Genomic DNA, 10,891 nt, shown 5'->3' with positions numbered 1-10,891 from the left:
CACGGCATCCACTGCCCGGCAAGGCATTGCGCAGCAATGTCCCGAGTGGGAGCGATGGCACGTTTTACAAGTGGCGCGCAAAGTATGGCGGCATGGAAGTGTCCGAGGCCAAACGGCTGAAGGCCCTCGAGGCCGAGAACGCGAAGCTGAAGAAGATGCCGGGAAAAAACTTTTGAAGCCCGGCGCAAGGCGGAGAGCCATGGACTGGGCCGTGACGGAGAAGAACGACAACCAGCGGCGGGCCTGTGCCTTGGCCGGGATTGACCCGCGCGTCTACAGACGTCGATCGATCAGGCCTTCGGACACAGAGTTGCGAGAGAGGCTCAAGGAGCTGTCCGGTGAGCGGCGGCGCTTTCGGTTATCGGAGGCTGCACCTGTTGCTTGGGCGAGAGGGCTGGCAGGTGAACTGGAAGAAACTCTATCGGATCTACCGTGAAGAGGGTCTGACTTTGCGCAAGCGTGGCGGCCGCAAACGAGCCATCGGAACGCGGGCGCCCATGGCGATCCCACAGGGCCCGTACCAGAGGTGGTTGCTCGACTGCATGTCGGACGCGCTGGAAAAGGGGCGTCGGTTCCGGGTGCTGAACGTGATTGATGACTTCAGCCGGGAATGCCTGGCCGTCGTGGTAGATACTTCCATCGGCGGTGCGCGTGTCGCCCGTGAGCTGGATCGGATCGCCCGAACGCGCGGGTATCCTTGCCTGGTGGTCAGCGATAACCATTGCCCGGCAGACGATTTGCAAGGCAAATCTGCCGTGAGGGGGGCACCGAACTGACGTCGAATGCCATTCTGAAATGGCAGGAAGATCGAAAGGTCGAGTGTCACTACATCGCGCCAGGCAAACCCCCTCTGGGGACATTGCTTCGCAATGCCCTGCCGGGCAGTGATGCAGAACGGGTTTGTCGAAAGCTTCAACGGCCGCCTCCGGGACGAGTGCCTCAACGAGCACCTGTTCGCAAACCTGCGCCATGCCCAGGAGCGGATCTCGGCTTGGCGCAGGATCGCAAGGATCTGTGGTACGTTCAATCTCGTCATCTTCATCAGAATCTCATCAGGTATCTTGCTGAGAAAATTCTACGTCCGCATCCCCTTGGTTTTGGGACGGGTTACCCATCTGCCACGCGCGCAAATGCTTTTCTCCGCTTGCCAAAGCCATTGAAACCGACCGGCCCGCGCGGCAATCCGTCAGAACAGAACGAAGTCTCCGACCATCAAATTGCGCGCCATCCAGGGGGTTTGGCTGAGGCGGTCTTTTTCCGGAACGCCCGCTTGCGCATCCCGGACGCGCGATGACACCAGGCTTTTGGTTCCGCGGAACAACTCGCTGAGTTCGACCAGGCCGTTTCCGTTGCGGTCGTAGGCATTCCCGACGATCACCTCCGCAAGAGCCTGGGCGAAAAACCCTTGCGCCGTTTCCGGGTCTTCCAGCGAGAATTCGCGCCCTTTCGCAGCGGCCAGAACCACAAGACCGGAGGGCATCTGATCTATGGCCCCGCCCACAACCTGATCGTTGGTAGAGAAGAGGCCTTCACCGGCGCGTCCGCTATGGCAGGCGTCAATGAACAAAGCGATGCGCAGGTCCGTTCCCTCCAGAAGCGACGAGATCGAAGAAAAGGACAGAGCCGTTCCTGCGATATCGTCCAGCGTCGTCCCGGACGCGCCTAGGTAATATCCCCCGTCCAGGTCCAGCCCGTGACCGGCAAAATAGAGCGCGAGCGTGTCGCCAGGACGGGCTTTCTCAATGATGGCCGCCAGTTCGGACAGGATCCGGTCCGGAGTGGCCTCTCCGTCCAGAAGGACGGTTTCCGAGGCAATCTCAACCGTTTCCCCGGCACGCCCGGCCAGGGCCGATGCAACCAGGCGCGCGTCCGGAACCGCCGCCGTCAGGTTCAGGGCAGGATCCCCATAGTCATTGATCCCGACCGACAGTACATGAAGCTGGCGCTGAGCCTTTCCTGCGTTCACTTCCAGGCTGAATGGCACGCTGGCGACATCGTTTTCATCCGTTGCAACAAGGCTGATCCAGCGCGTCCCGGGCAGAAGCTCGATATCCTCTTGCCAGTCAAAGCGTAGATTTTCGCCGGGCAGGACATCTGTGCGCAATCCGTCCTGAAACAGGCTCAAGGCCTTGATGGGGACGGAAGCCTGTGCCCGCGCGTCGAGCCGAACCTTGGTTCCGTTGACCATGACCGAGGCTTGCAGGACCGGGGGTGGCGTGATCCGGACGGGGTCCGGCGCAGGCACGCCCGCCAGAACGCGTTGGGCTAGGCCGGGAACCTTGAGGAAGCCTTCGAATTGCTGGGCAGTGTATTCGCCGAAATGGCCGGGAAAGGTGTAGGCCACGAAATAGGCGCCTTCCGAGGTGGCATCGTAGTGGCCGTTTTCGGTCCAGACGATCACCTCGTCATCCGCGTAGAGACCGGACAGAACCGTCCGGGAATCCGACAGGCGATTGACGAAAAAGCTGCCGTCTTCCTGAACCGTGACAAGGTGGCGCCCGTCTTCGGTGATCATCACGTTGTCAAAGAGATCGCCGCGCGGCAGATCGAACTGCTTGGCAATCACCTTGCCGGTCCGCAGGTCGACCACGGCATAGCCAAGCGCCTCTTGCGAGTGCAGGATCGCCAAATCGCCGAAGGCCTTTAGCCGGAAGGAGCAGGCGTCGATCGCATAGGGGCAGATCGTCGCCGTGTTCGTGCCGTCATTGCGCAGGTCGAGGCCAAAGACGGTTCCCCAGGGTTTTTCAAACTGGGAGACACCGCCGTCAATGTTGGAAGAAAAGAGGTAGGTTGTCGGATAGGCGAAGGCAGCCGAGCCTTCGTGGCACTGGAATGTGGTCAGCCGATGCTCGGCCCCGCCAGAGGACCATCGCCAAAGGGTGTGGAAATCCCCGAGCAACTTGTCGTTGGCGGCGCTGCAGGACGACAGGCTCATCCGCCGCCCAAAGCGCGTGACATCGACACCTGTTTTCGTGGCGATCTCGGTCCAGAATTCGCGATAGGCTTCGGTCACTCTGAGGTCGTGTTGATCCTGCGCGGCGAAACGATCTGCGGGAGTGACATATTTCTTGCGGTCGTCGAACTTGGGCAACCGTTCCTCGACGTCGATCCGATCGACGACTTCACCCGCGACCACCGGCAGGCCAAACTCCCGCAACCGCTTGTGCATCCGGTCAGCGGCCCCGGGCGCATCCGCGTCCAGGGACCGCCACGCCAGCGCACCGCCCGACAGGGGCCGCGACGCGGAGCCGCCCTCAGCCAGCGGTTCCAGTTTGCGCTGAGCAACGAGGTACGGCGTCAGCGCGTCCGAGATGATCTGGTTTTCCTTTGACTTGTAAGACTGAGAGAAATGGGTCGGAAACGCCTGCGTGATGGCCACCTCGGTGGAATACCGGAGCCCGATCCCGATGGCCGGTTCCACCACAGCCTGTTGACGTCCGATTTCCCTGAGCGCGCGATTGCGGTGCGAGGCATCCACGCGCGCGCGCCCGGTGATCTTGGGCATGAACCTGTAAAACGGATTGCCGTCGCTCAGCCGAAAGACCGTCATCTCGTTGTAGGCCTCGGTCACGAGGGCGTTGTTTTCCAGCTCCAGAAGGTAGCGGTTCTTGTTCGCGCCGCAGATGCGGCAGCCGTTGTTCGTTGCCAGTAAGGTGCGCCCGGCAACGAAGTTGTGGAACCGCGAAAGACCGCCACCCGAGAGGACCTGCAAGGCGAAACTGTCGTCGTGGGACCAGATCAGCGCGCTCCAGTCCGAATTCACCAGCATACCGTCCTGGTCCTGAACCACACGTTTGCCGTCGACCGAGTCGTAGATCCCGGCCTCGTCGCCGCCGGTCAACACGACGTAGCGCCCGGCGGGCGAGAAATGCGGAACCCCGACCCTGTCCATGATTTCTGCGCCCGTGGCGGCATCGGTCAGGCGAAAGCGTCCGTCGAACAGCTGCAGGTGCCGGGTGCCATCGCGGTTGATCAGCGTGCTGGACGGCGCCGTCCCCGTGACCCTGTCGCGGACAACGATCACGGGCCGGCCCGCGGTGGCGACTGTCACGGTGGCGCTGCCCTGTCCGGGCGTCTGCACGTGCTCGTCACAGCCGCTATGGCCCAGAACGGCCCAATCCACCCGAAGTGGCCCGGATTGCAGCGGCTCGACCGCGATGTTGCCGGATTTCGGCATGCCGCGCCCGTAGTAGGGGATGACCGCGCGGGTTCGATCACGGTTCCACGAAATGTCAAAAGGCGCCTTGGCGCCGGGCAGCAAGGCATACATGCCATCGCCCGAGAGGCGCACGGGACGGTCGAAAGAGACCATCAGGAAGATCGGTTCGCGTTCCGGAAAGCCGGGCCGCGCCCAGTCGATGGAGAGGCGTTCGCCCACGTCCAGACTGTCGCTCTCAAGTCTGACGCGGGTTTCCCCGGCAAGGCGGTCGGTCACCTCGACACGGGCCTCACAGCTCATGTCGGAGCGCAGGCCGTAGGGCCCGGCCTGGGCCGCCAGTGTGGGCAGGAAAAGGGCGGCCAGCGCGGTGGCCAGCATGGTCACGGGGAAACGCGTCATGGAATGTCCTCAGCTGTCCAGCAGGATGATCTGTACCCGGCGATTGACCTCGCTTTCGGGGCGTGCGGGATCCTTCAGGTCGCTCTCTCCCCGCCCGGCCGAGATGAATCGGTCGGCAGAGAGGCCCGAAAGGCTCTGCAGCCTTTGCCGGACGCTTTCGGCGCGGCGTTCGGACAGGTCGAGGTTGTAGCGGTCAGAGCCGCGCGCATCGGTATGACCCAGGATGACAAAACGCTTTGTGGCAAAGCGCTCATCCGTGATCGCCGTGGCCAGTGTCTGGATGTCGGGCAGCGATGTCGTCGCCGGGGTCGCGCTGTTGTAGTCGAAGAAGATTTCCACATCGACGCTGACCAGCGGACCGGGCTTGGCTGCGCCGGGCAGATCCTCGGTCCGGTCCTTGACCAGAAGGCGGGGTTTCAGCCCGTTGGTGGTGACGGGCTTTGTGCCCGGCACGCTGGCGGGGTCGATGCTGCGCCGGGTCAACTGTACGCGCGGGCCGCATTTCTCTGCGATGCCCGCCAGGCAGTCACTCATGGCGCGGGCGCGTTCGTCTGGTTCGGGGGGCAACTGAAAGCCCTTGAGTTCGACGGATTGGGCGGCCAGGGGAAGCGCCATGCCAATCGCCAGGGGCAGGGCAAGGTAAAGGGATTTCCGGGTCAATGCGTCAGCCTCCTCACGGGCCGGGGGCCGAAACCGCCCCCTGTCCCGTGTCATGTGTCAACAATCACCCGGAAAGTGTCTGTTGTGACAGAAGAGTTGGCAAGTCCGCATTTCCTGTCCCGTTCAGGACTTCAGCCGCGTTCCCCTGCGGAACAATAGCCAGGCGGCCAGGCAGGCAAGGATCGTTGCGGCCAGCGCGATGGCAAAACCCAGGGCGGGGGCGGTGTCAGACACACCGATCACGCCCCAGCGCGCGCCGTCGATCAGGTAGAAGACCGGGTTCAGATGGGTGATCTGGTACAGCCCCTTGGGCAGCGCCTCGACCGAGTAGAACGTGCCCGACAGGAAGGCGAGCGGCGTGATGATGAAATTGGTGATCGCCGCCATCTGGTCGAACTTCTGCGAAAAAATCCCCGCGATCAGCCCCAGCGCCGACAGGAAGGCCGCGCCCAGCGTGACAAAGGCCAGTGTGACCAGCGGCGCCTGCGGCACGATGCCCAGTACGGCCCAGAACATCGCCAACAGGGCCACAGCCACGAACAGCCCCCGCGCCGTGCCGCCGATGACATAGCCCAGCACGACCTCGCCCGCCGAAAGCGGCGGCATCAGCGTATCGACGATATTGCCCTGCACCTTGGACACCATCAGCGAGCTGGAGGTATTGGCAAAGGCGTTCTGGATCACGGTCATCATCAGGATGCCAGGCGCGATAAAGGTGGTAAAGGCCACGCCCATGACGTCGCCGCGCTGCGGACCGATGGCGATGGTAAAGATCATAAGGAACAGCCCCGCCGTGACCAGCGGCGCCAGCAGGGTCTGGGTCCAGACATTGGTGAACCGCAGGATCTCGCGCTTGCACAGGGTCCAGAATCCCAGCCAGTTCACCCGGCCGAAGCGGCGATCGCCGGGGGCGAATGTCGGTGTGTCGCTCATGGTGCCTCCAATTCCGTTCGGCGCCTTGTAACTCGGGCTGCGATGATTAGTATAGGCGCGTCACTCAATCTCTCGGCGGCCCCTGCACGTGGCCGCTTTTTTCGCTGGGGGAACCCGATGTCGTGGACCGATGAACGCGTTGAACTGCTCAAGAAGATGTGGTCGGAGGGTCAGTCGGCCAGCCAGATCGCCAAGGAACTGGGCGGGGTGACGCGCAACGCGGTGATTGGCAAGGTCCACCGGCTGGGCCTGTCGAACCGCGCCGGGGCCGCGCCCGCCGCCGCAGAGGCCAAGCCGGAACCCAAGGCCCAGCCGGCCGCGGCCAAGGCCAAGCCACAGCCCAAGGCCGCGCCGGCGAACAAGCCCGAGCCGACCCCCGAGGCCAAGCCGCAGCCCGTCGCCACGACTCCGGCGGTCAGCCCGGCCCGCAAGCAGATCATCCCGGCCGGTCAGCCGCTGCCGCCGCAGCCCTCGACCAATGAAATCAGCCCCGAAGCCCTGGCAAAGGTGAGCGAGATCGAAAAGAAGGCCAAGAGACTGACCCTGATGGAACTGACCGAACGGACCTGCAAATGGCCCGTCGGTGACCCGGCGACAGAGGACTTCTGGTTCTGCGGTCTGCCCGTCCAGCAGGGCAAACCCTATTGCGAGGCCCATGTGGGCGTCGCCTTTCAGCCGATGAGCGCGCGGCGCGACCGCCGCCGCTGACCGACCGGCGCCGGGGGCGTTGACCGCCCCCGAACCTCAGGTTCCGACGCCGCGCAGCCGCAGGGCCCGCGCGGCGTCGTTGCGACAGGGGGTCTTCCAACCGTAGTTCCCCGAGATTTCCTCGACGCTCCAGACCCCGTCACCCAGGGCACCTTCGTCCTCGGGCGCGGCATCTATCCAGCCGGAGAGGACATAGCGGTAATGTCCGGCTGGATCGCCCTGCATCTCGACCTTTGCCCGCCCGTCGCTGCTTGTCTGCTGTTCAAGCTGTCGCCAATCCATCAACTGTCGCCTTTCCCAGTTCGCCTGCCCGCGCTATGACGCGCCATGACCCAGAATCCTCCTGATCTTCGCCCCGACCTTGCCAGGGCGCGTGTGACCGAAACCGCCCGCCCCGGCCAGCCGACCATCGGAATGGTCAGCCTTGGCTGTCCCAAGGCGCTGGTCGACAGCGAACGCATCCTCACGCGGCTGCGGGCCGAGGGTTATGGCATCTCCCCCGATTATTCGGGCGCCGATGCGGTGATCGTCAATACCTGCGGTTTTCTCGACAGTGCCAAGGCCGAGAGCCTGGATGCCATCGGTGAAGCGTTGAGCGAGAATGGCCGCGTGATCGTTACCGGCTGCCTGGGGGCGGAGCCCGAGTATATCACCGGCGCGCACCCCAAGGTTCTGGCCGTGACCGGCCCGCATCAGTATGAACAGGTGCTGGACGCGGTCCATGCCGCCGTGCCGCCCGATCCCGATCCCTTTGTCGACCTCTTGCCCGCCAGCGGCGTCAGCCTGACCCCGCGCCATTTCAGCTATCTCAAGATCTCCGAAGGCTGCAATCACGCCTGCAAGTTCTGCGTGATCCCCGACATGCGCGGCAAGCTGGTCAGCCGCCCGCACCGCGCGGTTCTGCGTGAGGCGGAAAAGCTGGTCGAGGCGGGGGTGAAGGAACTGTTGGTCATCAGCCAGGACACATCGGCCTATGGCACCGATTGGAAGGACCGCGAGACGAAATTCCCGCTTCTGGACTTGGCGCGTGACCTCGGGTCGCTCGGCGCCTGGGTGCGGATGCATTATGTCTACCCTTACCCTTACGTGCGTGAGCTGATCCCGCTCATGGCCGAGGGCAAGGTGCTGCCCTACCTCGACATCCCGTTCCAGCACGCGCACCCGGACACGCTGCGCCGCATGGCCCGGCCCGCCGCTGCCACCCGCACGCTGGATGAGATCGCCGCATGGCGCGCGATCTGTCCGGACATCACGCTGCGTTCGACCTTTATCGTCGGTTATCCCGGCGAGACCGAGGAAGAATTCCAGACGCTGCTGGACTGGATGGATGAGGCTCAGCTGGACCGCGTGGGATGTTTTCAATACGAGAACGTCGCCGGCGCGCGGGCCAATGCGCTGCCCGATCACGTCCCCGAAGAGGTCAAGGCCGAACGCTGGGCGCGGTTCATGGAAAAGGCGCAGGCGATTTCCGAGGCCAAGCTGGCGGCGAAACTGGGCACGCGGCAAGAGGTGATCGTCGACGAGGTTGACGAGGATGGTATCGCCACCTGCCGGACCAAGGCCGACGCCCCCGAGATCGACGGGAACCTCTTCATCGACGAGGGCGCGGCCCATCTGCAGCCCGGCCAGATCGTGACCGTCGAGGTGGACGAAACCGGCGAATACGATCTCTGGGGCCGCCTGGTCTGACTCATCTGCAACGACGCGCCGTCTTTGCTCTTTGGCCAGTCTGGATTTCATCCGGACCGGCCAAGGTCATAGGTCTCAGACCGTTTCGTCCTCAAGGTGCAGCTTCATGTCGATCAGGACCTTTTGCAGCGCCACCGCCTCCTTGAGCAGGCGTTTGGCCTCGTTGGCCGAGATCACCCCGTCCTCGATCGACTGGTTGTACTCGGCCATCAGCATGGCAAAGCGCTGTGACAGCGCGATCACGTCGGAATTGACCCCGCCCGAGGATTTGGCGTTGCGCCGGTTGTCGTCGAATTGCAGCTGGATGCCCTTGAGCTCGGCCAGCGCGGCGGTGACATGGGGGTAAGAGGCGGCCTCTTCCAGCGCGGCCACGGCATCCACGGGCATGTACCTGTCGGCATGTTCGGGATAGTCGGAATAATAGCGGCCGAGGGTCGCCTTGGATTTGCCGGTCAGCGCGCAGGCTGCCTCTATCCCGACGTCCTTGACCAGTGCCTCAATATGTTTCTTCAGATACCGTCCGACTACTGACATTTCTCTCCTTCACCCCGGCCAATTTCCCGGGGACAACAAAATACCCATTCCCATTATTATCCCCGTATTGTCATGTCATGTGCAAACGCGCCGGGCGTCAAGGCAGCACCGTTGGTTGACCTGACGTAATGGTCTTGTCCGATGGGTTGAAACGCCGTCTGCCCGCGCTTGCTTTGCCTGCGGGGCTGGGGCAAGACGCCCGGCATGGCCAAGCTGCATTTTCACTACTCGACGATGAACGCCGGCAAGTCGACATTGCTGTTGCAGGCGGCGCACAACTACAACGAACGCGGGATGGAAACCTATCTGCTGACCGCCGCGGTGGACAATCGCGCCGGGGCGGGCCAGATCGGCTCGCGGATCGGGTTGGCGCGTCCGGCGGACACCTTCGGCCCCCGGACGGATCTCTTTGCCAAGATCGCGGCGCGGCTGGACAAGGGGGCGGTCGCCTGCGTCTTCATCGACGAGGCACAGTTCCTGACGCGCGACCAGGTCTGGCAACTGGCGCGGGTGGTGGATGACCTCGACGTGCCGATCATGGCCTATGGCCTGCGGGTGGATTTCCGTGGCGAGCTTTTTCCCGGATCGGCGGCCCTGCTTGCCCTCGCGGATGTCATGCGAGAGGTGCGCACGATCTGTCATTGCGGGCGCAAGGCGACGATGGTGATCCGCCAGGGACCGGAGGGCGAGGTGCTGCGTGACGGCGCCCAGGTGCAGATCGGCGGAAACGAGACCTACGTTAGCCTGTGCCGCCGGCACTGGCGCGCCGCGATGGGAGACGAGGCCGTCTAGACAGTACCCCTACAGTTCGGGCCGGGCAGGGGGGCTAACGGCGCGCGGCGCTGGTCACTCCCATTCCATCTGTTCAAAGACGGTTTGCGCATTGCGCCGGGCAAGCGCGTCGAACTGGTCGAGATAGGCAAAGTCGGACTGATCGACATCGACAGCGCCCAGAATGTCCCCGCCGGAGTCGATATGGTCGCGGATGCGTGCCCGCAGGTTCGCCAGGTAATCGCGGGTGTCGCGTTGCGCGGTGGCCAGATCCGTTGCGGGGCCGTGACCGGGGACCAGGTGCAGCGGCTCCAGTGCCTCGATCGCGGCGAAGGCCTCCAACCAGTGGGCGCTGTCGGAAAACTCCATCACGCCGAGGACGCGGCCGATGTAGACCACGTCGCCGGTAAAGACGATGCGCGCCTCGGGCAGCCAGACAAGGCTGTCGCCCGGGGTATGCGCCGGGCCGACATGGTGGATCTCGATCCGTTTGCCGCCGAGGGCCAATTCATGCGAGGCGGCAAAGATCACGTCCGGTTGCGCCGGTTCTGTCCCTTCCAGCCCGTCGCTGCCGATCAGCGCGTCGAGCATGGTCATCTGCAGGGAGGCACGATCCTTCTGGTCGGCGAAGGCCGCGGCAGAGGTGATCACCTGCGCGCCCTGCGATTGCCAATAGCCGTTGCCCAGCCAGCGGTGATCTTGTCCGCCGGTGTTGATGACATGGGTTACGGGGCGATCCGTCAGCCCGCGCACGACGTCGTGCAGCGCCTCGGCGCCTTTCCAGCTGCCGCCCGGATCGACCAGCACCGCGCCCTCGGGCGTTTCGATCAGCCCAAAGGTGGCATTGTTGCCCAGGTTCTGCGGATCGCGCTGCGCGGCAGGGCCTTCGATGGCCCAGATGCCCGGCGCGACCAGTTGCGGATCAAGACCCTGGGCCAAGAGGCCAAGAGGCCAGAGGGTCAGGGCGGCAGCGGCAAGGGCAAGGCGGCGCATGGGGAAATCCTCGGGTCGTGAACGGTATCGGATCCTAGGCGGTGC

Annotated in this window: 10 protein-coding genes and 2 pseudogenes; 6 read left to right on the top strand and 6 right to left on the bottom strand. The window is 63.9% G+C overall.

Features of this window, described 5'->3' with window-relative positions:
* From KZZ07_RS28150 to KZZ07_RS28290, 3 genes and pseudogenes are all read left to right on the top strand, one after another.
* A pseudogene (locus KZZ07_RS28150) lies at positions 1-287 on the top strand (transposase); the annotation flags it as partial.
* 51 nt (positions 288-338) lie between these two features.
* The gene (locus KZZ07_RS28145) at positions 339-776 is read left to right on the top strand and encodes a DDE-type integrase/transposase/recombinase (protein WP_219518013.1); all 438 of its coding nucleotides are present in this window, start codon (positions 339-341) and stop codon (positions 774-776) included.
* Positions 777-893: 117 nt separating this feature from the next.
* Positions 894-1,001 (top strand): annotated as a pseudogene (locus tag KZZ07_RS28290) (integrase core domain-containing protein); the annotation flags it as partial.
* A 185-nt stretch (positions 1,002-1,186) separates the two neighbouring features.
* Here the strand turns inward: KZZ07_RS28290 and KZZ07_RS23190 are convergent.
* The 3 genes from KZZ07_RS23190 to KZZ07_RS23180 all read right to left on the bottom strand — a co-directional run bounded on the left by KZZ07_RS23190 (position 1,187) and on the right by KZZ07_RS23180 (position 6,151).
* A complete protein-coding gene (locus KZZ07_RS23190) occupies positions 1,187-4,558 on the bottom strand; it encodes a caspase family protein (protein ID WP_219518009.1) in 3,372 nt (1,123 codons plus the stop codon).
* A gap of 9 nt (positions 4,559-4,567) precedes the next feature.
* Positions 4,568-5,218, bottom strand: coding sequence for an OmpA family protein (locus tag KZZ07_RS23185; protein WP_219518007.1), 651 nt, complete (start codon positions 5,216-5,218; stop codon positions 4,568-4,570).
* A 123-nt stretch (positions 5,219-5,341) separates the two neighbouring features.
* Entirely contained in the window at positions 5,342-6,151 is an 810-nt protein-coding gene (locus KZZ07_RS23180; RefSeq protein ID WP_219518005.1) for an ABC transporter permease, read from the bottom strand.
* A 117-nt stretch (positions 6,152-6,268) separates the two neighbouring features.
* On the opposite strand from KZZ07_RS23180, the gene KZZ07_RS23175 reads away from it, so the two are divergent.
* Positions 6,269-6,859, top strand: a complete 591-nt coding sequence (locus KZZ07_RS23175) for a GcrA family cell cycle regulator (RefSeq protein ID WP_219518002.1) — start codon at positions 6,269-6,271, stop codon at positions 6,857-6,859.
* Between the two features lie 36 nt (positions 6,860-6,895).
* On the opposite strand, the gene KZZ07_RS23170 is transcribed toward KZZ07_RS23175, so the two are convergent.
* Entirely contained in the window at positions 6,896-7,141 is a 246-nt protein-coding gene (locus KZZ07_RS23170; protein ID WP_219518000.1) for a hypothetical protein, read from the bottom strand.
* 45 nt (positions 7,142-7,186) lie between these two features.
* Between KZZ07_RS23170 and rimO the strand changes: the two genes are divergently transcribed.
* Positions 7,187-8,548, top strand: coding sequence for a 30S ribosomal protein S12 methylthiotransferase RimO (gene rimO / locus KZZ07_RS23165; protein ID WP_219517983.1), 1,362 nt, complete (start codon positions 7,187-7,189; stop codon positions 8,546-8,548).
* Positions 8,549-8,623: 75 nt separating this feature from the next.
* Here the strand turns inward: rimO and KZZ07_RS23160 are convergent, their stop codons facing one another.
* Positions 8,624-9,082 (bottom strand): hypothetical protein, encoded by a 459-nt coding sequence (locus tag KZZ07_RS23160; protein ID WP_219517980.1) that lies wholly within the window; start codon positions 9,080-9,082, stop codon positions 8,624-8,626.
* A gap of 204 nt (positions 9,083-9,286) precedes the next feature.
* Between KZZ07_RS23160 and KZZ07_RS23155 the strand changes: the two genes are divergently transcribed.
* The gene (locus KZZ07_RS23155) at positions 9,287-9,874 is read left to right on the top strand and encodes a thymidine kinase (protein WP_219517978.1); all 588 of its coding nucleotides are present in this window, start codon (positions 9,287-9,289) and stop codon (positions 9,872-9,874) included.
* Between the two features lie 54 nt (positions 9,875-9,928).
* On the opposite strand, the gene KZZ07_RS23150 is transcribed toward KZZ07_RS23155, so the two are convergent.
* On the bottom strand, positions 9,929-10,846 hold the full coding sequence (locus KZZ07_RS23150) for an MBL fold metallo-hydrolase (protein ID WP_219517976.1): 918 nt from the start codon (positions 10,844-10,846) through the stop codon (positions 9,929-9,931).
* Positions 10,847-10,891: the final 45 nt, after the last annotated feature.

This window comes from Mameliella sp. CS4 (genome assembly GCF_019392335.1).
Lineage (GTDB): Bacteria > Pseudomonadota > Alphaproteobacteria > Rhodobacterales > Rhodobacteraceae > Antarctobacter.
This window is presented reverse-complemented; position numbering and strand designations above follow the sequence as displayed.

What these genes read in the sequence shown, in the direction of transcription:
- KZZ07_RS23190 (WP_219518009.1), bottom strand. Translation starts at nt 4,558, where the DNA reads ATGACGCGTTTCCCCGTGACCATGCTGGCCACCGCGCTGGCCGCCCTT.
- KZZ07_RS23180 (WP_219518005.1), bottom strand. Translation starts at nt 6,151, where the DNA reads ATGAGCGACACACCGACATTCGCCCCCGGCGATCGCCGCTTCGGCCGG.
- KZZ07_RS23175 (WP_219518002.1), top strand. Translation starts at nt 6,269, where the DNA reads ATGTCGTGGACCGATGAACGCGTTGAACTGCTCAAGAAGATGTGGTCG.
- KZZ07_RS23170 (WP_219518000.1), bottom strand. Translation starts at nt 7,141, where the DNA reads ATGGATTGGCGACAGCTTGAACAGCAGACAAGCAGCGACGGGCGGGCA.
- rimO (WP_219517983.1), top strand. Translation starts at nt 7,187, where the DNA reads ATGACCCAGAATCCTCCTGATCTTCGCCCCGACCTTGCCAGGGCGCGT.
- KZZ07_RS23160 (WP_219517980.1), bottom strand. Translation starts at nt 9,082, where the DNA reads ATGTCAGTAGTCGGACGGTATCTGAAGAAACATATTGAGGCACTGGTC.
- KZZ07_RS23155 (WP_219517978.1), top strand. Translation starts at nt 9,287, where the DNA reads ATGGCCAAGCTGCATTTTCACTACTCGACGATGAACGCCGGCAAGTCG.
- KZZ07_RS23150 (WP_219517976.1), bottom strand. Translation starts at nt 10,846, where the DNA reads ATGCGCCGCCTTGCCCTTGCCGCTGCCGCCCTGACCCTCTGGCCTCTT.